The sequence below is a fragment of the Pseudomonas sp. B21-010 genome (assembly GCF_024749325.1).
Classification (GTDB): Bacteria; Pseudomonadota; Gammaproteobacteria; order Pseudomonadales; family Pseudomonadaceae; genus Aquipseudomonas; species Aquipseudomonas kilonensis.
In genome coordinates this window covers 3,834,881-3,857,095 of record NZ_CP087198.1, presented here as the reverse complement: position 1 = coordinate 3,857,095, position 22,215 = coordinate 3,834,881, and the positions used below count along the sequence as shown (strand labels likewise).

At 61.7% G+C, this 22,215-nt stretch carries 18 protein-coding genes; 10 read left to right on the top strand and 8 right to left on the bottom strand.

Translation table 11 applies throughout. From position 1 onward, the window contains the following. Positions 1 to 157: 157 nt before the first annotated feature. The 3 genes from preA to hydA form a co-directional block, all read right to left on the bottom strand. Positions 158 to 1,432, bottom strand: a complete 1,275-nt coding sequence (gene preA, locus LOY50_RS16785; protein ID WP_258688529.1) for an NAD-dependent dihydropyrimidine dehydrogenase subunit PreA — start codon at positions 1,430 to 1,432, stop codon at positions 158 to 160. Beyond that, a complete protein-coding gene (locus LOY50_RS16780; RefSeq protein ID WP_258688525.1) occupies positions 1,433 to 2,800 on the bottom strand; it encodes an NAD(P)-dependent oxidoreductase in 1,368 nt (455 codons plus the stop codon). A 170-nt stretch (positions 2,801 to 2,970) separates the two neighbouring features. Further along, positions 2,971 to 4,410 carry a dihydropyrimidinase gene (gene hydA / locus LOY50_RS16775; RefSeq protein ID WP_258688523.1) on the bottom strand — a complete coding sequence of 480 codons (1,440 nt, stop codon included), beginning with the start codon at positions 4,408 to 4,410 and terminating at the stop codon, positions 2,971 to 2,973. Between the two features lie 613 nt (positions 4,411 to 5,023). On the opposite strand from hydA, the gene LOY50_RS16770 reads away from it, so the two are divergent. Next, the gene (locus LOY50_RS16770) at positions 5,024 to 6,502 is read left to right on the top strand and encodes an NCS1 family nucleobase:cation symporter-1 (RefSeq protein ID WP_258688518.1); all 1,479 of its coding nucleotides are present in this window, start codon (positions 5,024 to 5,026) and stop codon (positions 6,500 to 6,502) included. A 151-nt stretch (positions 6,503 to 6,653) separates the two neighbouring features. Continuing rightward, complete coding sequence (locus tag LOY50_RS16765) at positions 6,654 to 7,937, top strand: Zn-dependent hydrolase (RefSeq protein ID WP_258688517.1); 1,284 nt, start codon at positions 6,654 to 6,656, stop codon at positions 7,935 to 7,937. Between the two features lie 182 nt (positions 7,938 to 8,119). Here LOY50_RS16765 and LOY50_RS16760 read toward each other — a convergent pair whose 3' ends face one another. Then, on the bottom strand, positions 8,120 to 8,599 hold the full coding sequence (locus LOY50_RS16760) for an REP-associated tyrosine transposase (RefSeq protein ID WP_258688516.1): 480 nt from the start codon (positions 8,597 to 8,599) through the stop codon (positions 8,120 to 8,122). Positions 8,600 to 8,841: 242 nt separating this feature from the next. Here LOY50_RS16760 and LOY50_RS16755 point away from each other — a divergent pair, with 242 nt between their 5' ends. After that, a complete protein-coding gene (locus LOY50_RS16755) occupies positions 8,842 to 10,326 on the top strand; it encodes a helix-turn-helix transcriptional regulator (RefSeq protein WP_214512656.1) in 1,485 nt (494 codons plus the stop codon). Positions 10,327 to 10,565: 239 nt separating this feature from the next. Next, positions 10,566 to 10,814, top strand: a complete 249-nt coding sequence (locus LOY50_RS16750) for a DUF1652 domain-containing protein (RefSeq protein ID WP_253475772.1) — start codon at positions 10,566 to 10,568, stop codon at positions 10,812 to 10,814. A gap of 205 nt (positions 10,815 to 11,019) precedes the next feature. Here the strand turns inward: LOY50_RS16750 and LOY50_RS16745 are convergent, their stop codons facing one another. Further along, entirely contained in the window at positions 11,020 to 12,405 is a 1,386-nt protein-coding gene (locus LOY50_RS16745; protein ID WP_214512658.1) for a HAMP domain-containing sensor histidine kinase, read from the bottom strand. Beyond that, on the bottom strand, positions 12,383 to 13,066 hold the full coding sequence (locus LOY50_RS16740; protein WP_003202897.1) for a response regulator transcription factor: 684 nt from the start codon (positions 13,064 to 13,066) through the stop codon (positions 12,383 to 12,385). Before LOY50_RS16740 ends, LOY50_RS16745 begins: the two co-directional genes overlap by 23 nt. 276 nt (positions 13,067 to 13,342) lie before the next feature. Here LOY50_RS16740 and hcnA point away from each other — a divergent pair, with 276 nt between their 5' ends. The 3 genes from hcnA to hcnC are packed head-to-tail and all read left to right on the top strand — an operon-like array spanning position 13,343 to position 16,327. Beyond that, positions 13,343 to 13,669 carry a cyanide-forming glycine dehydrogenase subunit HcnA gene (hcnA, locus tag LOY50_RS16735; protein ID WP_258688513.1) on the top strand — a complete coding sequence of 109 codons (327 nt, stop codon included), beginning with the start codon at positions 13,343 to 13,345 and terminating at the stop codon, positions 13,667 to 13,669. After that, a complete protein-coding gene (gene hcnB, locus LOY50_RS16730; protein WP_253475763.1) occupies positions 13,666 to 15,075 on the top strand; it encodes a cyanide-forming glycine dehydrogenase subunit HcnB in 1,410 nt (469 codons plus the stop codon). Before hcnA ends, hcnB begins: the two co-directional genes overlap by 4 nt. Further along, positions 15,068 to 16,327: a cyanide-forming glycine dehydrogenase subunit HcnC gene (gene hcnC, locus LOY50_RS16725; RefSeq protein WP_258688505.1), complete on the top strand. Its 1,260-nt coding sequence runs from the start codon at positions 15,068 to 15,070 to the stop codon at positions 16,325 to 16,327. Before hcnB ends, hcnC begins: the two co-directional genes overlap by 8 nt. Positions 16,328 to 16,518: 191 nt before the next feature. Here hcnC and LOY50_RS16720 read toward each other — a convergent pair whose 3' ends face one another. Next, complete coding sequence (locus LOY50_RS16720) at positions 16,519 to 17,130, bottom strand: glutathione S-transferase (protein ID WP_258688500.1); 612 nt, start codon at positions 17,128 to 17,130, stop codon at positions 16,519 to 16,521. Between the two features lie 36 nt (positions 17,131 to 17,166). Further along, complete coding sequence (locus LOY50_RS16715; protein WP_014337867.1) at positions 17,167 to 18,090, bottom strand: MurR/RpiR family transcriptional regulator; 924 nt, start codon at positions 18,088 to 18,090, stop codon at positions 17,167 to 17,169. Between the two features lie 313 nt (positions 18,091 to 18,403). Here LOY50_RS16715 and iolC point away from each other — a divergent pair, with 313 nt between their 5' ends. The 3 genes from iolC to iolB all read left to right on the top strand — a co-directional run bounded on the left by iolC (position 18,404) and on the right by iolB (position 22,202). Next, entirely contained in the window at positions 18,404 to 20,341 is a 1,938-nt protein-coding gene (gene iolC, locus LOY50_RS16710) for a bifunctional 5-dehydro-2-deoxygluconokinase/5-dehydro-2-deoxyphosphogluconate aldolase (RefSeq protein WP_258688499.1), read from the top strand. Positions 20,342 to 20,502: 161 nt separating this feature from the next. Next, positions 20,503 to 21,396 carry a myo-inosose-2 dehydratase gene (iolE, locus tag LOY50_RS16705; protein ID WP_024618169.1) on the top strand — a complete coding sequence of 298 codons (894 nt, stop codon included), beginning with the start codon at positions 20,503 to 20,505 and terminating at the stop codon, positions 21,394 to 21,396. Continuing rightward, the gene (iolB, locus tag LOY50_RS16700; protein WP_253475751.1) at positions 21,393 to 22,202 is read left to right on the top strand and encodes a 5-deoxy-glucuronate isomerase; all 810 of its coding nucleotides are present in this window, start codon (positions 21,393 to 21,395) and stop codon (positions 22,200 to 22,202) included. Before iolE ends, iolB begins: the two co-directional genes overlap by 4 nt. The last annotated feature ends 13 nt before the right edge of the window (positions 22,203 to 22,215 follow it).

Here is a 22,215-nt window from a genome sequence, read left to right as displayed (position 1 = left end):
TAGCAGAACTGTTAGTCCAGGGGGAGCCTTGAGATTGGTGTTGGGGCTGATGGCCTCATCGCGAGCAAGCTCGCTCCCACAGGGGATCGGTGGTGAACACAAATCCACTGTGGGAGCGAGCTTGCTCGCGATGGCGCCAGTTCAGGCACCCTAACCCTCAGACAGTGACATGATAGGGATTACGCGGATCATGATTCCAATCCAGAAACGGCTTGCCGGTGTCCACCGTCACCATCTCGATGCAGTCCTGCACCGGGCAGGTGATCTGGCACAGGTTGCAGCCCACGCACTCTTCATCGATCACTTCATATTTGTGCGTGCCGTCAGCCTGCTTGAGGCTGGCGATGGCCTGGTGTGAGGTGTCTTCGCAGGCGATGTGGCAGCGGCCGCAGCCGATGCAGGCCTGCTGATCGATCTTGGCGATGACCTGGTAGTTGATGTCCAGGTACTTCCAGTCAGTGGTGTTGCCCACCGCGCGACCGGAGAACGCCTGGAGGTTGGCGTGGCCCTGACTGTCCATCCAGCGCGACAGGCCGTCCTTCATCTCTTCGACGATGCGAAAACCATGCAGCATCGCCGCCGTGCAGACCTGCACCGCGCCGCTGCCCAGGGCGATGAATTCCGCGGCGTCGCGCCAACTGCCGATGCCGCCGATGCCGCAGATCGGCAGGCCTTGGGTCTGCGGGTCGCGGGCGATTTCGGCGACCATGTTCAGCGCGATCGGCTTGACCGCCGAGCCGCAGTAACCGCCGTGGGTGCTCTGGCTGCCGACGCTGGGCAGGGCGACCATGCGGTCCAGGTCGACGCTGGTGATGGAGTTGATGGTGTTGATCAACGACACCGCATCCGCACCGCCGCGATGGGCCGCGCGGGCGGCGACGCGGATGTCGGTGATGTTCGGCGTGAGTTTGACGATTACCGGCAGCGAGCAATAGGTCTTGCACCAGCGGGTCACCTGCTCGACGTACTCCGGCACCTGGCCGACCGCCGCGCCCATGCCCCGTTCCGGCATGCCGTGGGGGCAACCAAAGTTCAGCTCGATGCCGTCGGCGCCGGTGGCTTCCACCAGCGGCAGGATGTTCTTCCAGGACTCTTCAACGCAGGGCACCATCAGCGACACGATCAGCGCCCGGTCCGGCCAGTCCTTTTTCACCTGGGTGATTTCCCGCAGGTTGATCTCCAGCGAGCGGTCGGTGATCAGCTCGATGTTGTTGATGCCCAATATCTCGCGATTGGCACCGTAGTGGGCCGAATAACGCGAGGACACGTTCACCGCGGCTGGGTCCTCACCGAGGGTTTTCCAGACCACGCCACCCCAACCGGCCTCGAAGGCACGCACGACGTTGTAGGCCTTGTCGGTGGGTGGCGCGGAAGCCAGCCAGAACGGATTGGGCGCTTTGATGCCGGCGAAGACAATCGATAGATCGGCCATTTACGCAGCCTCCACGTTGAGCATCAGTTGAGCGTTGATCGCCTCGGCGGCGAGCTTGCCGTGCTGCACGGCCTGCACGGTGAGGTCCTGGTCCAGGCTGGTGCAGTCGCCGCCGGCGTAGACACCGGGAATGCTGGTGCGCAGGTGTTCGTCCACCAAGATCCGCCCGTCCTGGCGCTTGAGCTCCCGGGCCAGTGGGTCCACCAGCGCGTTGTCGTCGAAGGCTTGGCCGATGGCTTTGAAAATGGCGTCGGCGGGCAGGTCGAAGGTGTCGGTGCCGATGACCAGCCGGCCGTTCTCCAGATGCGTGCGAGAGAAGCGCATGCCGCGCACATTTCCCGTGTCGTCGAGCAACACCTGTTGCGGTTGGGCCCAGGTCAGCAGGCGTACCTGATTGGCCTTGGCGATGTCTTGCTCGTGCAAGGTCGCGCCCATGTCTTCAAGGCCGCGCCGGTAGACCAGGTTGACGTCCCGGGCGCCGAGGCGAGCCATTTGCACGGCCATGTCGATGGCGGTGTTGCCGGCACCGAGCACGATGCAGCGGTCGGCCAGGGGCAACTGGCTCAAGTCGTCGGCCTGGCGCAGTTCGCGGATGTATTCGGTGGCGGCCAGTAGCCCTGGCGCTTGTTCGTCACTCAGGCCCAGTTGTTTGCTGGCGGCCAAACCGAGGCCGAGAAACACTGCGTCGAACTGCTGGTGCAGGTCGCTCAGGCTCAGGTTGTCGCCGAGTTTCTGGCCATGGCGGATTTCGATGCCGCCGATGCCCAGCAGGAAGTCCAGTTCACGTTGGGCGTAGTCGTCCACCAGTTTGTACTTGGCGATTCCGTATTCGTTGAGACCGCCGGCTTTGTCGCGGGCTTCGAAAATCACCACGTCATGGCCGTGCATCGCACTGCGGTGTGCACACGACAAGCCCGCCGGCCCGGCCCCGACGACGGCGATGCGCTTGCCGGTGGCGGCGGCACGCTGGAACGGGTGTTCGCTGAAGTGGGCGTTGTCCACGGCGTAGCGCTGCAACGAGCCGATCAACACGGGCGCGCATTCATGGGCGTTGTTGCGCACGCAGGCTTGCTGGCACAGGACCTCGGTGGGGCAGACCCGAGCGCAACTGCCGCCGAGGATGTTGGCCGAAAGAATCTTCTGCGCCGCGCCTTGGACGTTGTCCTGATGGATGTTGCGGATGAACGAAGGAATGTCGATTTCGCTTGGACAGGCGTTCACACACGGCGCGTCGTAGCAGTACAGGCACCGGGACGCTTCCAGGTGGGCCTGGCGCGCGTTGAGTGGCGGCGCCAGGTCGCTGAAGCGGGCGGCGAGGGTGGCCGGGTCTTCCTGGGAATGGGGGAGGTGACTCAAGGGCTGGATCATGGAGTGGGCCTCACGGTGTTTGAGGTGCTGCCTCTGGTGGGCAGTGGTTTTTTCGGTGTCTGGGCTGGCCTCATCGCGAGCAAGCTCGCTCCCACACTGGGTGCTGAATCTATGTGCACCGCAGATCCCTGTGGGAGCGAGCTTGCTCGCGATAGGCCGAAGGCCTGGGTTCAGCGCTTCACAGCAGTCGGACGCTGTAGTTCAGCCCGCTTGCTCAGCAAATCGAACACCGCCGGATACGCCGGCCGTTCGATATAGCGCCCCGCGCTGCGTTCGGCGCGCAAGTCGCCATCGGCCCAGACCAGCCGGCCCTGGCTGATGGTATGGCTGGGCACGCCGCGCACGGTTTTGCCTTCGAAGATGTTGAAGTCCACTTGCTGATGGTGGGTCTTGGCGGAAATCGTGCGACTGCCTTGCGGGTCCCAAAGCACCAGGTCGGCATCGGCGCCGACGCGGATCGCTCCCTTGCGTGGGTAGAGGTTGAAGATCTTCGCGGTGTTGGTGGAGGTGAGGGCGACGAAGTCCTGCATCGACAATTTGCCGCTGTTGACCCCTTCGTCCCAGAGCACGGCCATGCGATCTTCGATACCGGCGGTGCCGTTGGGGATCTTGCTGAAGTCGTCACGGCCGGCGGCTTTCTGTTCGGCGCAGAAGCAGCAGTGGTCGGTGGCGGTGGTGTGCAGGTTGCCGGACTGCAAGCCGTGCCAGAGCGCCTCTTGGTGCCCGCGCGGGCGGAAGGGCGGGCTCATCACGTAGCCGGCGGCGGTCTGCCAGTCCGGGTCGCGATAGACGCTGTCGTCCAGCAGCAAGTGGCCGGCCAGTACTTCACCGTAGACCGGTTGGCCCTTGCTGCGGGCGTAGGTGATTTCGTCCAGTGCTTCCTTGGTGGACACGTGCACCAGGTACAGCGGCGTACCCAAGGTTTCGGCGATGCGGATGGCGCGGCTCGCGGCTTCGCCTTCCACTTGCGAAGGACGCGACAACGGATGGGCTTCGGGCCCTGTGATGCCCTGGGCCAGCAACTTGCGTTGCAGGTGGTAGACCAGTTCGCCGTTCTCGGCGTGCACGGTGGGCACCGCGCCCAGTTCCAGACAACGCTCGAAGCTCGCCACCAAGGTGTCGTCGGCGGCCATGATTGCGTTCTTGTAGGCCATGAAATGCTTGAAGCTGTTCACGCCATGATGGTTGACCAGCTCGGCCATTTCCTCGCGGACCTGCTCGCTCCACCAGGTGATTGCCACGTGAAAACCGTAGTCGCTGGCGCTTTTCTCGGCCCAGCCACGCCATTGATGAAAGGCTTCCATCAGCGACTGCTGGGGGTTGGGAATCACGAAGTCGATGATCGAGGTGGTGCCGCCGGCGAGGCCTGCCGCCGTGCCGCTGAAGAAGTCTTCACTGGCGACCGTGCCCATGAACGGCAACTGCATGTGCGTATGGGGGTCGATGCCGCCGGGCATCAGGTATTGGCCGCTGCCATCGAGCACTTCGACGCCGGCCGGAACATCCAGGTTTTCACCAATGGCCTTGATCACACCGTCGGCACACAACACATCGGCGCGATAACTTTCATCATGGGTAATAACGGTGGCACCACGGATCAACAGAGACATTCCGAGTTCCTCGCAGGCATGACCGACTGTTGCTGGTTCTTTATGTTTTATCGATCACGGTTATTAAGTGACGACGTCGTGCAGATTTTCATTCTTGTCACGACTGTCAGGATTAGACGCTAGCTGGAGTTGTTGAAATGAGCAAGATTATTTTTTATTAGCTTATACGATTATTAACTAATTGAAATTAAAGGATTAATTTTAGAAATCACCAAAATGGTGAGCGTGCTCACCATTTTGACGCACTTGACAGGATCATTATTTGAGCGAGATTTGTCATGGTAAATCAGCGGCTTGAAAGCGCTTGAAGTGCGGTCCAGACACCTCGCCTTGATTTGGGGTGCACCACTTTGAATCTCGAACTCGACAGGACGTACAGCTCATCTAGCCTCAAGTTGATGAGCACGAAGTGAAGCAGGGCGGTTAATTGGCTTTAAATCTTTAAATATCAAATGTTTGAGAAGGTTATATCGATCATCTGGTCAGCTCGGCGCGTTATTCGGCACGGTTATTGAGTGCCGTCGTGATCTGGCGCAATGGTCGGTAGCACGCGTGCAAGTACTCCGGCCATCGCCAGTCGATGAGCAAAAATAATGAAAACAGTGGAGCGGACATGACCAGATCAACAGTGACTGAACGCGACGGGTTGTTCGAGCTTGAAGCCGGCAGCGACGTCCTCGACAGCCCCCGTTATAACCACGACATCGCGCCGACCAAGGTGCATGAGCGAACCTGGAACAAATGGCACATCACCGCATTGTGGGTCGGCATGGCGATCTGTGTGCCGACCTACACCCTCGGCGGCGTGCTCACCGCATATTTCGGCTTGACGGTGGGCGAGGCGCTGCTGGCGATTCTGTTTGCCAACATCATCGTGCTGATCCCCCTGACCCTGAATGCCTTTGCCGGGACCAAGTACGGCATTCCGTTTCCGGTGCTGTTGCGCTCATCCTTCGGCGTGATTGGTTCCAACGTGCCGTGCCTGATTCGCGCCCTGGTGGCCTGTGGCTGGTTCGGGATCCAGACCATGTTCGGCGGGCTGGCGATCCACCTGTTTCTCGGCTCGGTGTTCGAAGGCTGGAAGAGCCTGGGTGGCACCGGCGAAGTGATCGGCTTCATGGTGTTCTGGGTCATCAACCTGTGGGTGGTGCTGCGCGGTGCCGAGTCGATCAAGTGGCTGGAAACCTTGTCTGCGCCACTGCTGGTGCTGGTGGGGGCGGGGCTGTTGCTATGGGCGTTGCCCAATGTCTCGTTGACTGAGCTGATGGCGGTCCCGGCCAAGCGTCCCGAAGGCGCCGGGGTGACCAGCTACTTCCTTGCCGGTCTGACGGCCATGGTCGGTTTCTGGGCCACGCTGTCGTTGAACATTCCTGACTTCAGCCGTTACGCCAGGAGTCAGAAAGACCAGATCGTGGGGCAAATCATCGGCCTGCCATTGACCATGTTCCTGTTCGCCTCCCTCGGCGTGGTCATGACCGCTGCCTCGGAAAAACTGGTGGGGGTGACCGTCTCCGACCCGGTGACCTTGATCGGGCACATCCAGAGCCCAGTGTGGGTGGCCCTGGCGATGGTGCTGATCATTGTCGCCACGCTCTCGACCAACACCGCCGCCAACATCGTCTCGCCCACCAACGACTTCCAGAACCTGGCGCCGAAACTGATCGGCCGCACCAAGGCGGTGATGCTCACCGGGTTGGTGGGGCTGGCGCTGATGGCCCACGAACTGCTGAAGAAGCTCGGCCTGATCGTCTCCGAGGTCAGCCTGGAGTCGGTCTATTCCAATTGGCTGCTGGGTTATTCGAGCCTGTTGGGGCCGATTGCCGGGATCATGGTGGTGGACTATTTCCTGATCAAGAAACAGCAACTGGACCTGGCCGGGTTGTACCGCGACGACGTTTACCCAGCGTGGAACTGGAACGGCTTCATCGCCTTTGGTGTGCCGGTGGTGCTGACGCTGCTGTCCCTGGGCAGCGACGCGTTCAGTTGGTTCTACAGCTACGGCTGGTTCACCGGCTCGGCGCTGGGCGGGGTGATTTATTACGGGTTGTGCAGTATGCGAGCGAGCCCGTCCGTTGCCAAAACAGCGGTGTGAAGGAGGGCCAGATCGCGAGCAAGCTCGCTCCCACACTGGATTGGGGTGGGTGCAAAACCTGTGTGCACTGCAGATCCCCTGTGGGAGCGAGCTTGCTCGCGATAGCGGCCTCGAACACACCCAAACAATGCCTGAAAAAATGGAGATCCCCATGAACGCAGCCATCGACGTCCTGCAATCCACCCATCAGCACATCAACCGCGATCGCCTGTGGCAATCGCTCATGGACCTGGCCCAACTCGGTGCCACGGTCAAGGGCGGGGTGTGCCGGCTGGCCCTGACCGACCTTGACCGCCAGGCCCGCGACCTGTTCGTGCAATGGACCCAGGCGGCGGGCTGCACCGTCAGCATCGATGCGGTGGGCAATATCTTCGCCCGTCGCCCGGGGCGCAATCCGAACCTGCCGCCAGTGATGACCGGCAGCCACATCGACACCCAGCCCACCGGTGGCAAGTTCGACGGTTGCTTTGGCGTGCTCTCCGGGCTGGAGGTGCTGCGCACCCTCAATGACCTGAACATCGAAACCGAAGCACCGTTGGAAGTGGTGGTGTGGACCAACGAAGAGGGCTCGCGTTTCGCCCCGTGCATGATGGGCTCCGGCGTGTTCGCGGAAAAATTCACCCTTGAAGAAACCCTCGCCAAGGTCGACGCCGAAGGCATCACCGTGGGCCAGGCGCTCAATGCCATCGGCTATGCCGGCCCGCGCCAGGTCAGCGGGCACCCGGTGGGGGCGTATTTCGAGGCGCACATTGAACAGGGGCCGATCCTCGAAGACGAAGGCAAGACCATCGGCGTGGTGATGGGCGCGCTGGGGCAGAAGTGGTTCGACCTGACCTTGCGCGGCGTCGAAGCCCACGCCGGCCCGACCCCGATGCACCTGCGCAAGGACGCCCTGGTGGGCGCCTCGATCATCGTCGGCGCCGTCAACCGTGCCGCCCTCGGTCATCAACCCCATGCCTGCGGCACGGTCGGTTGCCTGCAAGCTTATCCGGGATCGCGCAATGTCATCCCCGGCGAAGTGCGCATGACCCTGGACTTTCGTCACCTGGAACCGGCGCGGCTGGATTCGATGATCGCCGAGGTCAAGCAGGTGATCGAAGAGACCTGCCGGCAGCACGGCCTGACCTTCGATTTGAAACCCACGGCCGACTTCCCGCCGCTGTATTTCGACAAGGGCTGCGTCGACGCCGTACGCGGCGCTGCCCAGGGGCTGGGCCTGTCCAATCTGGACATCGTCAGCGGTGCCGGCCATGACGCGATCTTCCTCGCCGAACTGGGCCCGGCCGGGATGATTTTCGTACCCTGCGAAGGCGGCATCAGCCACAACGAAATCGAAAACGCCGCCCCGGACGACCTCGCCGCCGGTTGCGCGGTGCTGCTGCGAGCGATGCTGGCCGCCTCACAGGCGATTGCCGAGGGGCGCATGGCGGCTTGAAGGCTTGAAGGCTAGAAGATCGTAGCTCCCACAGGGGAACGCCTATGTAGGAGCTGGCGAAGCCTGCGATCTTTTGATCTTGATCTTTCGCTCTCGACTCAATTGTATGGGACAAGATCGCAGCCTCGTTGCACTCGACAGCTCCTACAGGGAACGTGCAAGGCCTGCGATCTTTTTGCTTTTCAAACCCAAATGGCATCCCACAGAGGGTAGTCACCAACACGCCTCACTAATCCGGCGCGCAGGGGATTGGTGATGATGTACCGCGCGGCGTCTTTCAGATCCTCATCCTTGCGTAGCGCCCGATCATAATAGCCTCGCTGCCATAATCGGCCTTGCTGGCAACGGGCAAGATTGACGTCTCGGCTGCTGCGGGATTTGATGCGGCTCATCAGCTCGGCCAGATTGCCACTATGCAATTGTGCCAGCCAATGTACGTGATCCGGCATCACTACCCAGGCGAGGGAGGTCGCCATTGAGACTTCTTCGGCGCTTCGCAACTGATCGACGAGCAGCCGGCCCAGTCGCCAATCGCTAAAAATAGGCTGGCGCTGGTACACAACGGCGGTCAATAGATAGATTCGGTCGGGCTCACTTACTCGACCTATACGCAAACGACATCCATGTGCTGCGTTGGTCTCCAAAAAAAATATGTAGATCATCGAAAATTAGTCGTTGCGACGAAGGGCGATTGAAAAAGCAATTGCGCAATATTTCAGCGTGCGCAGGTTTCTGTAGGAGCTGGCGAAGCCTGCGATCTTTTGATCTTGATCTTTCGCTCTCGACTCAATTGTTTATGGAAAGATCGTAGCCTCGTTGCACTCGACAGCTCCTACACATGGGGAACGTGTCGTCTCTGCGGGTGGTCGTAATCTCCATGTGCTTCCGACCACATGGAGACCCAATGAATCAGCAAGTCCCGACCACCGATACCAACCGTCGTCAATTGCTGCAGATCATTGCCGGACTGTCCGACGGGGTGATGTTGATCGAGGTCGACCAGACCATTGCCTGGGCCAACGCGGCGGCCTTGGCGATGCATGGGGTCAAGGACCTCAGTGAGCTGGGCACCACGGCGAGGCAATACGCCCGGCGTTTCAATCTGCGTTATCGCAACAACCACCCGCTGAGCGACGACAACTACCCCATCGCCCGGGTTGCCCGTGGCGATGAGTTCAGTGATGTGCTGGTGGAAGTCACGCCCCAGGCCGACCCGGATCGGACCTGGGTGCATCGGATCCGCAGCATGGTGCTGGCCGACCGCAACGGCGAACCGGAACTGCTCGTGCTGATCCTCAGCGATGCCACCGAATGGGCCAGCGCCGAGCAGCGTTTCGAGAAAACCTTCGGGGCCAACCCGGCACCGGCGGTGATCTGTCGCCTCAGTGACCTGCGTTACATCAAGGTCAATCCGGGGTTCCTGGAGATGACCGGCTACAGTCGCGAGCAGGTGATCGGGCGTTCGGTGTATGAGCTTGACGTGCTTGAAGCCGCCGAAAGGCGCGACCTGGCCATCGAACGCCTGGGGCAGGGCGCGACCATTCCGCAAATGCAGGCCGAGTTGAAATTGCCCGACGGCACCATCAAGCAGGTGATCGTCGCCGGCCAGCCGCTGGACCTGCACGACGAAGACTGCATGCTGTTTTCCTTCATGGACATGGAGCCGCGACGCAAGGCAGAAACGGCGCTGCGCCAGAGCGAGGAGCGCTTTGCCAAGTCGTTCCGCCTGTCGCCCGTACCCACCCTGGTGTGCAGCGCCGAACAGCAGTTGTTGGAAATCAACGAGGCGTTTCTCCATACCACCGGTTACGCCAGCGAAGAGCTGTTGGGCAAAACCGTGGAGGAGATCGGCTTCCTCGACAAGGACGCCAGCGCCGCGCTGTTTGCGCGGCTGGAAAAGGCCGCCGCTGTCTCGAGTATCGACGTCAAGGTACACAAGAAGGGCGGCGAACTCATCGACTGTGAGGTCGCCGCCGATACGGTGCTTATTCAGGACAAGCCTTGCTATCTGCTGGTGCTGATGAACATCACCGAGCGCAAACGCTCGGAGCTGGAGCTGGTGGCGGCTATCGAAGAGGTGATGAAGGACGCGTCCTGGTTCAGTCGGACCCTGATTGAAAAATTGGCTAACGTGAAGAGCATCAACGCCCAGGTGCCCAGTGTGTCATTCACTGAGCTGACGGCCCGGGAGCGTGACGTGCTGGGGCTGATTTGCGAAGGCCTGGCAGACAAGGAAATCGCCGCGCGCCTGAAGCTGGCGCCCAACACCGTGCGCAATCACGTGGCGACGCTGTATTCGAAACTGGATGTCCATAGCCGCAGCGAGGCGATTGTCTGGGCGCGGGAGCGGGGTTTGTTCGCGAACGAATGGCGAATGAAGGCACCATGATAGCCAGTGCAAATGCACCGGGCATGCTGGTGCAAATTCGGGTTTTGCATGGGGGTTCGGTTCCTTAGGCTGTCAGTGTGCGACATCGTCTGTGATGTCGCGTCCCCACGAAACAGTCAAGGAATACGCCACAATGTGCAGCGAACGAAACCAGTATGAGCGCGACAGGATGCCTAGGTGGACCAGGAGGTCGGCGCTGTCCACCGTTCATTTGCGCCCCCGGGGCTGAGGTGCATCGCATGACCCATCTGGCCCCTTTGCGCGCCCGTCTCGAAGAAAGCTTTACGCCGCTGGCCTGCGAATGCAGCCTCAATGGCGACGGCACCCTCACCGTGCGTTTGTATCACCGTGAAAGCGGTGAGGTGGACCTGGTGGTGAGCGGCATGAGTGTCGACAGCGTCCGCTCGGAAGAGAGCATCGCAAAGCTGATCGACGAACTGCGCTATGAGCTGGAAAACATCCCGCTGCATCGCAGTGACCCGGCATAAATAAAGACCAGGCACCTCACCCACTGTAGGAGCTGGCGAAGCCTGCGATCTTTTGATCTTGATCTTGATCTTGATCTTGATCTTTCGCTCTCGACTCAATTGTCTGGGGCAAGATCGCAGCCTCGTTGCACTCGACAGCTCCTACACAGCTCCTACACAGCTCCTACATGGCTTCTACAGGGCCTTTTGGGAGCAAGTCCTATGGCTACAACAACGTTCCCCGGCAATCGAGCACCAGGCGCGCGCCGCCGTGTTCGCTGCTGCCCACCTCCAGCGTGAACCCATGCAGATTGACGATCGCCGCGACGATCGACAGGCCCAGGCCGAATCCGCCGTGCTGGCTGCTGCCCTCGGCACGGTAGAAGCGGCGGAACACGGCCTTGCGCTCCGCCTCGGGGATACCCGGGCCCGAATCGAGCACTTCGATGCGGGTGCTGTCGCCCTGATCGACCCCACGCAGGATCACTGTGCCTCCCGGTGGGGTGAACTTGATGGAGTTGCTCAGCAGGTTCGACACGGCCTCGAACAATAATGCCCGGTCGCCGTTGAGCAGGGGCAGCGCATCAGGCACCTCGAGGATGAAGGTCAGCTCGCCTTCCTCGGCCAGCGGCAGGTAAAAATCATGCAGCTCCTGCAATAACTGCAACGGGTCAAGGCGCACGAAACCCGAGCGCCGCTGCTGGTCTTCCAGCTCGGAGATCCGCAACAACCCCCGAAACCGCGCCATCAGGGTGTCGGTCTCGGCGATCACCTGATCCATTTGCAAGGCCTCGGGCGAGCCGTCCGGCGCTTGCTGCTGGATGCGATAAAGTTGGGCGCGCAGACGCGTCAAGGGGGTGCGCAGGTCATGGGCGATGTTATCGCACACGCCCTTGACCTCATTCATCAGGCGTTCGATGCGCTCGAGCATGGCATTGACGATCGCCGCCAGCATGTCCAGTTCGTCGCGCCGGCTCGACAGCGGCAGCCGATGGGTCAGGTCGCCGGCAACGATGGCTTCGGCACTGGCCTGCAGTTTGCGAATCCGCTGCAACGGTCGCCGGCGCAGCAGATGCCAGCCGGCGATACCCGGCAGGATCGTCAGCGATACACCCCAGAACAGTGCGTGCAAGATGATGCGGGTCACGGCGAACAACGAGCCATTGTCCCGCGCCAGGACCAGCCAGCGGCCGTCCTGGGTCCGGCTCGCCACCGCGTCACAACTGTCGGAAGGCACGCTGGGGTCGTCGGAATCGACGCAACCGCCGAGCATGTGGATCTTGCCATCCAACGGCAGGTCCGCCGGGATCCGCACGATCGGTCCGCTCAAGTGGCGCAGTTGCGGATCGAACAACCCGTAGGCGTCAACGCCGCGCTCGTCCAGCGTCAGGCTGGCCATGAGCGCATCTTCCAGTTGATCGCCATGGATGCGGGCGAACAGGTGCTGGCGCTGCATCAGGGAGTGCTTGGCCAGGCTGTCGAGGTAGCCAAACACTTCGTAATACATGACCCCCATCAGGATCGCGCTCCAGATCACGAACAGCGAACTGTACAGCGCCAGCAGACGGCTGCTGGAGGAGCGCCAGCCTTTAGCAGGGTTCAGCAATGACATAGCCGGAGCCCCGTACCGTGCGAATCAGCGGTTCCAGGCCCGGCGGGTCGATTTTCTTGCGCAGGCGGCCGATGTGGACATCGATCAGATTGGTGCCTGGGTCGAAGTGATAGCCCCAGACTTCCTCGAAAATCATCATGCGCGAGAGGATCTGCCCGCTGTTGCGCATCAGGAATTCGAGCAGTTTGTATTCAGTGGGCAGCAGGCTGAGCAGTTGCCCGTTGCGGCTGGCTTCGCGGCTGATCAGGTTCAGCTCCAGGTCGGCTACCCGCAGCACAGTTTCCGGCTCGCGGGCGCCATTGTTGCGCCGCAGCAGCACTTCGACCCGGGCGGCCATTTCGTCAGTGGCGAACGGTTTGGTCAGGTAATCGTCGCCACCGGCCCGCAGGCCACGGACCCGTTCGTCCACGTCGGAGAGGGCACTGATCATCAGGATCGGCGTGGCCACGCCCATGGTGCGCAGCGTGGTGACGATCACCAGGCCGTCGAGCTCGGGCAGCATGCGGTCGAGGGTGATCAGGTCGTAGTCGCCGCTTACCGCCCGCTCCAGGCCTTCGCGGCCGTTGTCGACCCAATCGACGTCCAGGCCGTTGCGGGTCAGCTCGGCGACGATTTCACGGGCGGTCACGGCGTCGTCTTCGATGGTCAAGATGCGGTTCATGGGCGGTACCGTGTTGGGAAATTGGTGCTATAGCGCAGCATTCTGCCAAAGAATACCTGTCGGCTTTCTGAAAAAAAGTTCATGAGCCGACGAGCCGATTCGCTGGCCTGGATCAACACTTGGTCACAAATAATCCCTAACATAAATTCCCTGCGCACTATCATGTGGCGTCCGTTGCCCTGCTTTGGCGCACTGCCGCTGCCGGGTACTGATGCGAACCGGTGATGGTGTGCCGCAAGGAGCCGAGCCCCCACAGAATCTTCAAGGAAGAGCAGTATGATGCAACCTTCAGACCTTCGACGCCGAAAATTCGATATCCAGCCGCTGGCAGAGGCCGACATGACGGTGCGCCTGGACGGGCAGGCTGTCAGCGCTGCCCACGGTGAAACCGTCCTCACCGTCATCCAGTCCCTTGGGCAACGTCAGGTGGCCCGCAACGATCACGACCAGATCAGCGGCGCGTACTGCGGCATGGGCGTGTGCCAATGCTGCCTGGTCAGGATCGACGGTCGCCACAAGCGCCGCGCCTGCCAGACCCTGGTGCGCCCCGGCATGCAGATCGAAACCCGGGTCAACCGCATCACCGAAACGGAGGCGCCATGAGCCTCGATCCGGTGATTGTCGGCGGTGGGCCGGCGGGCATGGCCGCGGCCATTGAACTGGCCTCCCACGGCGTGCGCTGCACCTTGCTCGAAGAAGCGCCGCGCCTGGGTGGCGTGGTGTATCGCGGACCGTTGCGCGATGGCGTGCGCCTGGATTACCTGGGCCCGCGCTACAGCGAAGCCCTGGAGAAACTCCACGGTGAATTCCAGCAACACGCTGGCCTGATCGACGTGCGATTGAGCAGCCGGGTCATCGGTGCCGAAGGCTTTCGGGCGCTGATGCTGCTGGATGCCGACGAGCGCCTGGGCGAGGTCGCCTATTCCCATCTGGTCCTGGCGGCCGGTTGTCACGAACGCAGCGTGCCGTTTCCTGGCTGGACCCTGCCGGGCGTGATGATGCTCGGCGGCCTGCAATTGCAGATCAAGAGCGGTGTGGTCAAGCCGCCGAGCCCGGTGGTGATCGCGGGCACCGGTCCGTTGTTGCCACTGGTGGCTTGCCAACTGCACGCGTCGGGCGTGGCGGTGGCGGGTGTGTATGAGGCTTGTGCGTTCGGCCGGATCGCCAAGGAAAGCCTGGCGTTGCTGAACAAGCCGCAACTGTTCCTCGACGGCCTGAGCATGCTAGCCTACCTCAAGCTCAAACGCATTCCCGTGCGCTATGGCTGGGGCGTGGTGCAGGCTGACGGCGAGGGTGAGTTGAGCGTCGTTACCGTGGCGCCTTATTCCACGACCTGGGAACCCGACCTCAAACGCGCGGAACAGGTGCCGGCCCAGACGCTGGCGGTCGGCTACGGGTTTATCCCGCGGACTCAATTGAGCCAGCAGATGGGCCTGGAGCACGGTTTCAGTGACGACGGCTATTTGCGGGCCGTGTCCGATGCCTGGCAACAAAGCAGCGAAGCGCACATTCACCTGGCCGGCGACATGGGCGGGATTCGCGGCGGTGAAGCGGCCATGCTGAGTGGACGCATCGCGGCCCTGTCGATCCTGATGCAACGCAATGTGCTGGATCCGTCCACGGCCCTGGCGCACCGCGAACGCTACCAGGCGCAACTGGAGCGGATCATTCGCTTTCGCGCCGCTGTGGATCGCTACACCCAGCGTGGCGCCGGGCAAACCGCATTGCCGGCCGCCGATACGGTGATCTGCCGCTGCGAGCACGCCACCCGCGCCGACATCGACCGGGCGCTGGAGCAAGGCGTGCAAGACATGGCCAGCCTGAAGATGCGCACCCGCGTGAGCATGGGCGATTGCCAGGGGCGGATGTGCGTCGGCTATTGCAGCGACCGCTTGCGCGAGGCCACCGGGCGTGCCGACGTGGGCTGGCTGCGACCGCGTTTTCCCATCGATCCGATTCCCTTTTCAGCGTTCCAGAACGTCGGCATGGAGGCCGTTTCCCATGATTAAGAATTATGACGTGGTCATTGCCGGTGGCGGTGTGATCGGCGCCTCGTGCGCCTATCAACTGTCCAAGCGCAAACACCTGAAAGTCGCCCTGATCGACGCCAAGCGCCCCGGCAACGCGACCCGTGCGTCGGCAGGTGGCCTGTGGGCCATTGGCGAGTCGGTGGGCCTGGGCTGCGGGGTGATTTTCTTCCGCATGATGTCGGCCAACCGCAAGCGCCAGACCCAGGGCGCCGCGGTGGCGGTGGACGCCAGCACGCCGCACATCCTGCCCCAGTCGTTCTTTGATTTCGCCTTGCAGTCCAACGCGATGTATCCGCAGTTGCACCGCGAGTTGATCGACAACCATGGCATGGATTTCAAGTTCGAGGAAACCGGGCTCAAGTTCGTGATCTACGACGACGAAGACCGTTTGTACGCCGAGCACATCGTCGCTTGCATTCCTCACCTGGCGGACCAGGTGCGCTGGCTGGACCAGGCTGCCCTGCGTGAGGCGGAGCCGAGTGTCAGCCATGAAGCCTTGGGTGCGCTGGAGTTTCTCTGCGATCACCAGGTCAGTCCGTTCCGCCTGGCCGATGCCTACACCGAAGGCGCCCGGCAGAACGGCGTCGACCTGTTCTTCAACACCAGCGTGACCGAGGTGCTGCGCAGCGGCACGCGGGTGACAGGGGTGAAAACCGCCGAGGCGGGGACGTTCAACTGCCGGACCCTGATCAACGCGGCCGGTGCCTGGGCGGCGGACCTGAGTGAGCAGGCCACTGGCGTGCGGATTCCGGTCAAGCCGGTCAAGGGGCAGATCCTGCTGACCGAGCGCATGCCGAAAATCCTCAACGGCTGCCTGACCACCAGCGACTGCTACGTGGCGCAGAAAGACAACGGTGAGATCCTCATTGGCAGCACCACCGAAGACAAAGGCTTCGACGTGACCACGACCTATCCCGAGATCGAAGGGTTGGTGCAAGGCGCGGTGCGGTGTATCCCGCAGTTGGTCGACATCAACCTGAAACGAACCTGGGCCGGCCTGCGCCCGGGGTCTCCTGATGAATTACCGATCCTGGGGCCGATGCGCGGGGTGGAAGGCTATCTCAATGCCTGCGGGCATTTCCGCACCGGCATCCTGACCTCGGCCATCACCGGGGTGCTGCTGGACAAGCTGGTGAACAACGAGCCATTGCCGCTGGACATCACCCCGTTCCTGGAAGATCGCTTCGAGGTGGCGCCGACAGTAAAGCCCCAGGAAATGGAACTGGCCTGAAGAAACTCGGTGAGGAACAAAAATCTCGCAGTCACCCGAAAACAAACTGTGTGCGAGCCTGTGGGAGCAAAGCTTGCTCGCGATAGCGGTCTACCAGTCAACATTGTTGCTGGATGATCCAGCGCTATCGCGAGCAAGCTTTGCTCCCACAGGTACTCTGGTTACCCCCAGGCTTTTTTGTTCACATCCAGTTATTCCATCGGCGTACTGACAAACGCCTCCAACCCTTCGGCATAGGCGGTGAACGCGCTGATCAACGGAAAAGCCTTGCCTTGCACCTGGTCCGGCACCACCAGGTTGGTGAAGCTCCAGGCCACTGCCACGGTGATGCCGGCCTGGTCGAGTTTGCCATCAGTGCCCAGCGGCTGCTTCTCCAGTTCCTGCTCCAGCATTCCATAAGCCGCCGCCAGTTGGCCTTCCACGCGTTCAACCCAAGGCGCGTGCTGGATCTCCGTTGGCCGCAGGTTGCGTTCGTAGTAGATCTGCACCGACTTCTCACAGGCCGCCAAGGCCAATCCAATCAGGCGCAGTGAGCGCACCCGCTGCCCAAGGTCGGCCGGCATCAAGCTTTTCCCCGGCGCGGCCAAGGCCTCCAGGTAATCGATGATCAACGTGGAGTCCATCAGCACCGTGCCATCGTCCAGCACCAGGGTCGGGGCCTTGACCACCGGGTTGATGCGCTGGAACTGTTCGAAATGCCTGAACACCGAAACGGACTCGTGCTCCAGGGTAACCCCCAGGCACTTGGCGGAAATGGCGACGCGTCGCACATAGGGCGAGTCCAGCATGCCGATCAATTTCATGGCTTCTCCTTCAGCGTTTTATCGGTGGGCGCGGCGTTAATCCTCGAACCCGACCTGTTCATGGATTTCATCGACCTTGAGTTCCAGTCGGTAAGCCACGGCGATGAACAACGCCTGGCACAGGCACAGCGTGGCACTCAGCGAACGGAAGGCGAACGAACTGCCTTCGTTGACCAGCAACACCGCGTTGGCCCGTTTGGCCAGGGGCGACAGGTTGCTGTCGGTGATGATCAGGGTCTTGGCCTGATGGTGCTGGGCAATGCGCAGGCAGTGCTGGGTTTCCTTGCCATAGGGCGTGAAGCTGATGGCGATGACCAGGTCGTTGGCGCGCACGCTGCGCATCTGCTCGCGGTAACTGCCGCCCAGGCCGGACACCAGGTGAATGCGTTTATTGGTGTGTTGCAGGTTGTAGACCAGGTAATCGGCCACCGCGAACGAGCGGCGCACACCTACCACGTAGATGTTGTCGGCGTTGACCACCAGGTCCACGGCCTTTTCGAACGCTTGGTCGTCCAGCTCCAACCCCAGGCGCTCGATGCCCGACAGGGTCGCGTTGACGCATTCACGGGCCAGGTCGCCGCCGCTGGCTTTCTGCGACTTGTTGGCGATCATGCTGCGGATGCGCTGCTGGTAGTTCTGCACCGGGGTGGTCTTGTGGGTGTAGGCCTCGCGGAACAACGCCTGCATTTCGCTGAACCCGCTGAAACCGAAACGCTGGGAAAACCTGACGATGGCCGAGGGGTGCACTTCGCATTCCCGGGCGATGTCGCTGATGCGGTCGACCATGATCCGGTCGCTCTGCTGGCTCATGTAGCTGGCAATGCGTTTGAGCTGGCGCGGCAGGCTTTCGTATTCATCGGTGATCAGTTGCAGCAGGCGCTCGGCATTGATCGGTGGGCTCGAGAGGGCGGGTTCGGACGCGCTCTCGGACGGCGCCGGCAGATCATCGGGGCGGGTCATAGAAAATCCTTCTGGCTTGTTCTTATAGGGCGGCCCGAAAAAAGGCCGGCCCTCGACAATAGGTTGGCTGGTCGCAGTCTACAGCGTAGGCGCAGGGAAAATCATGGGCGTACAAATGTTGCGGCATCTGCTGAAACGATGCACTGCGCCTGGTTCGCGTTGGTCATAGCGTATTGGAAAAAATATTCCACGTAAAAAATTTATAGAATAATTATTGATTATTGCGCTCTGCTCGTTTTAGTCTGCATTCACCAACAGCGCTGGCGTCGGTTTTGGCGACAAGCGCAGGCTGATAAAAATAACAGGAGCCAGCATGGGCCAGACTCGTTTTGCCAGTGGGCGTCAATTGGATGTGATCTGCCTGGGACGCCTGGGCGTCGACCTTTACGCGCAGCAAGTCGGCGCGCGCCTGGAAGATGTCGCAAGCTTCGCCAAGTACCTGGGCGGTTCGTCGGCCAACATCGCTTTCGGCACGGCACGCCTGGGGCTCCGGTCGGCGATGCTGAGCCGGGTAGGGGACGACCACATGGGCCGCTTCCTGGTGGAGTCCCTGGCACGTGAGGGCTGCGACGTCAGTGGCATCAAGGTCGATCCCGAACGCCTGACGGCCATGGTCCTGCTGGGGATCAAGGACCGGGAAACCTTTCCCCTGGTGTTCTACCGGGAAAATTGCGCCGACATGGCGTTGCGCGCCGAAGACATCGACGAAGCCTTCATTGCCTCCAGCAAGGCGCTGCTGATCACCGGCACGCATTTCTCTACCGATGGCGTCTACAAGGCCAGTACCCAGGCGCTGGATTACGCTGAGAAGCACAACGTCAAATGCGTGTTGGACATCGATTATCGGCCGGTGCTCTGGGGCCTGGCGGGCAAGGCCGATGGGGAAACCCGTTTTGTGGCCGACCAGAAGGTCAGCCAGCATGTGCAAGGCATCCTGCCGCGTTTCGATCTCATCGTTGGCACCGAAGAAGAATTCCTCATCGCTGGCGGCAGCGAAGACCTGCTGACCGCGCTGCGCACCGTGCGCTCGCTGACGGCGGCGACCTTGGTGGTCAAGCTTGGCCCGCAAGGTTGCACGGTGATTCATGGCGCCATTCCTGCCCGCCTTGAAGACGGCGCCCTTTACCCTGGTGTCCGGGTCGAAGTCTTGAATGTACTGGGCGCCGGTGATGCATTCATGTCGGGGTTCCTTGCCGGTTGGCTGGAGGACGCCAGCGATGAGCGTTGCTGTCAGTTGGCCAATGCCTGCGGCGGCCTGGTGGTGTCGCGCCATGCCTGTGCCCCGGCGATGCCGACCCGGGCCGAGCTCGACTATTTATTCAAGAGCCCGGTGCCGATTACCCGGCCGGACCAGGATGCCGTGCTGCAACGGCTGCACCAGGTCAGCGTGCCGCGCAAGACCTGGAAGCAACTGTTCATCTTTGCGTTCGACCATCGCTGGCAACTGGTGGAGCTGGCCCAGAAGGGCGGCCGCGACCTGAGCTGCATTGGTGACCTCAAGCAACTGTTCATCCAGGCGGTGGAGCGGGTCGAAGCCGATCTGCGGCGCCAAGGCGTCGAGGCCGACGTCGGTCTGCTGGCCGACCAACGCTTCGGCCAGGACTCGCTGAACGCTGCCACCGGTCGCGGCTGGTGGGTAGCGCGGCCGGTGGAAGTACAGAATTCGCGGCCGCTGGCGTTCGAGCATGGACGCTCCATTGGCAGCAACCTGATCGCCTGGCCGCAGGAACAGATCATCAAGTGCCTGGTGCAATTTCACCCTGATGACGAACCGCTGCTGCGCCTGGAGCAGGAAGCGCAATTGATGGGGCTGTACAAGGCTTCCCAGGTCAGCGGCCATGAATTGCTGCTGGAAGTCATTCCGCCCAAGGATCATCCGTCACCCCACCCGGACGTGCTCTATCGCGCCCTCAAGCGCCTCTACAACCTGGGTATTTTTCCGGCGTGGTGGAAGATCGAAGCCCAGAGCGCGGATGAATGGAAGCAGCTTGATGAGCTGATCCAGCAACGCGACCCGTATTGCCGTGGCGTGGTCCTGCTGGGCCTCAACGCCCCGGCCGCCACCCTGGCCGAAGGCTTCCGCCAGGCCAGCCAGAGCACCACCTGCCGCGGTTTCGCCGTGGGCCGCACGATCTTCCAGGAACCGAGCCGGGCCTGGCTGGCCGGGGAAATCGATGATGAAACGCTGATCCGGCAGGTGCAGGGCAGGTTTGTGGAGTTGATCGAGGCGTGGCGCAGTGCCCGTGCTTGATAGGGGGGGTGGGTTTTAATGTGGGAGCGAGCTTGCTCGCGATGGCGTCCGGTCAGCCAGCATCAATATTGACTGGTACACCGTTATCGCGAGCAAGCTCGCTCCCACAAGTGTTCAGCGTCGTTCTTACTGATTTGTGAAAAACAATAAAAGGTGCAGCCATGCCCGCTATTCGAATTGGCATCAACCCGATTTCCTGGAGCAACGATGACTTGCCGTCGTTGGGCGGCGAGACGCCGTTGAGCACGGCGCTGAGCGAGGGCAAGGAAATCGGCTATGAAGGTTTTGAACTCAACGGCAAATTCCCCAAGGACGCCAAGGGCGTCGGCGATGTGCTGCGTCCTTATGACCTGGCGCTGGTCTCCGGCTGGTATTCCAGCCGCCTGGCCCGGCGTTCGGCGGCCGAGGAGATCGACGCCATCGCCAGCCACGTCGAGCTGCTGGCACAGAACGGCGCCAAGGTGCTGGTCTATGGTGAAGTCGCCGACTCCATTCAAGGCCAACGCATTTCACTGATCGAGCGCCCGCGTTTCCATACGGATGAAGCCTGGCAAGCCTACGCCGACAAACTCACCGAACTGGCGCGCTTCACCTTGTCCCGGGGCGTGCGCCTGGCCTATCACCACCACATGGGCGCCTACGTCGAGTCACCGTCGGACATCGACAAGTTGATGGCCCTGACCGGCAGCGAAGTGGGCCTGCTGTTCGACTCGGGCCACTGCTACATGGGCGGTGGCGAACCGCTGCAGGTGCTGCGCAAACACATCGAGCGGGTCTGCCATGTGCACTTCAAGGACGTGCGCAAACCGGTGGTGCAACTGGCGCGCAATAATCTCTGGAGCTTCCCCGACTGCATCATCAACGGCACCTTCACCGTGCCGGGTGACGGCGACATCGACTTCGCCGCGTTGCTCGACGTCCTGCTGGCCGCCGATTACCAAGGCTGGCTGGTGGTGGAAGCCGAGCAGGACCCTGCCGTAGCACCGAGTTATGCCTACGCCAAGAAGGGCTACGACACGCTTCGTGCCTTGCTGCAAGAAAGGAGTCCGTCATGAGCCTGTTGATCAAGAGCCATTCCAGCGGTCGAACCATGGTCCAGTTGCCGGCAGGTGAGCTGGAATACGTCGGGTTCGCCGCCTACCGCCTGAGCCTGGGCGAAACCCTGCCGGTGGCCGCCGGTGACAAGGAATTGTGCCTGGTGCTGCTCAGCGGCCGCATCAGCCTCAAGGGCGAAGCGCCGGGGCAGGGGGCCTTCGATTGGGACAACCTCGGTGATCGCCAGTCGGTGTTCGAGGACAAGTCGCCTTATGCCGCTTACCTGCCGCCGGGCAGTCAGGCCCAGGTCACCGCGTTGAGCGATGTACAGATTGCCGTGTGCGCCGCGCCGGGGTCTGCGCAGAACGGTTATGGCCCACGGTTGATCCGTCCGGACAGCATGAAGCGCAGTGTGCGCGGCAAGGGCGCCAACACCCGTTATGTCTGCGACATCCTGCCCGACAGCGAACCGGCCCATTCGCTGCTGGTGGTGGAAGTGCGCACGCCGTCGGGGCACTCCTCGAGCTACCCGCCGCACAAGCACGACACCGACGACCTGCCGCACCAGAGCTTCCTGGAAGAAACCTATTACCACCAGGTCAACCCGTCCCAAGGCTTCGTGTTCCAGCGGGTCTACACCGACGACCGCAGCATTGACCAGGCCATGGCCGTGGAGAACAGCGACCTGGTGGTGGTGCCCAAGGGTTACCACCCGGTCAGCGTGCCCTACGGGTACGAGTCGTATTACCTGAACGTCATGGCCGGCCCGAAGCGGGTCTGGCAGTTCCATAACGATCCGCAGCACAGCTGGCTGCTGGACCTCTGATTTCCAACATTCC

Excerpts from the sequence above, each read along its gene's own strand:
- hcnB (WP_253475763.1), top strand. The coding sequence starts at position 13,666 with ATGAGCCTCGATCCGGTGATTGTCGGCGGTGGGCCGGCGGGCATGGCC.
- hydA (WP_258688523.1), bottom strand. The coding sequence starts at position 4,410 with ATGTCTCTGTTGATCCGTGGTGCCACCGTTATTACCCATGATGAAAGT.
- LOY50_RS16750 (WP_253475772.1), top strand. The coding sequence starts at position 10,566 with ATGACCCATCTGGCCCCTTTGCGCGCCCGTCTCGAAGAAAGCTTTACG.
- LOY50_RS16715 (WP_014337867.1), bottom strand. The coding sequence starts at position 18,090 with ATGACCCGCCCCGATGATCTGCCGGCGCCGTCCGAGAGCGCGTCCGAA.
- LOY50_RS16780 (WP_258688525.1), bottom strand. The coding sequence starts at position 2,800 with ATGATCCAGCCCTTGAGTCACCTCCCCCATTCCCAGGAAGACCCGGCC.
- LOY50_RS16745 (WP_214512658.1), bottom strand. The coding sequence starts at position 12,405 with ATGTCATTGCTGAACCCTGCTAAAGGCTGGCGCTCCTCCAGCAGCCGT.
- iolE (WP_024618169.1), top strand. The coding sequence starts at position 20,503 with ATGCCCGCTATTCGAATTGGCATCAACCCGATTTCCTGGAGCAACGAT.
- LOY50_RS16720 (WP_258688500.1), bottom strand. The coding sequence starts at position 17,130 with ATGAAATTGATCGGCATGCTGGACTCGCCCTATGTGCGACGCGTCGCC.
- preA (WP_258688529.1), bottom strand. The coding sequence starts at position 1,432 with ATGGCCGATCTATCGATTGTCTTCGCCGGCATCAAAGCGCCCAATCCG.
- hcnA (WP_258688513.1), top strand. The coding sequence starts at position 13,343 with ATGATGCAACCTTCAGACCTTCGACGCCGAAAATTCGATATCCAGCCG.
- iolB (WP_253475751.1), top strand. The coding sequence starts at position 21,393 with ATGAGCCTGTTGATCAAGAGCCATTCCAGCGGTCGAACCATGGTCCAG.
- LOY50_RS16765 (WP_258688517.1), top strand. The coding sequence starts at position 6,654 with ATGAACGCAGCCATCGACGTCCTGCAATCCACCCATCAGCACATCAAC.
- LOY50_RS16755 (WP_214512656.1), top strand. The coding sequence starts at position 8,842 with ATGAATCAGCAAGTCCCGACCACCGATACCAACCGTCGTCAATTGCTG.
- iolC (WP_258688499.1), top strand. The coding sequence starts at position 18,404 with ATGGGCCAGACTCGTTTTGCCAGTGGGCGTCAATTGGATGTGATCTGC.
- LOY50_RS16760 (WP_258688516.1), bottom strand. The coding sequence starts at position 8,599 with ATGATCTACATATTTTTTTTGGAGACCAACGCAGCACATGGATGTCGT.
- hcnC (WP_258688505.1), top strand. The coding sequence starts at position 15,068 with ATGATTAAGAATTATGACGTGGTCATTGCCGGTGGCGGTGTGATCGGC.
- LOY50_RS16770 (WP_258688518.1), top strand. The coding sequence starts at position 5,024 with ATGACCAGATCAACAGTGACTGAACGCGACGGGTTGTTCGAGCTTGAA.
- LOY50_RS16740 (WP_003202897.1), bottom strand. The coding sequence starts at position 13,066 with ATGAACCGCATCTTGACCATCGAAGACGACGCCGTGACCGCCCGTGAA.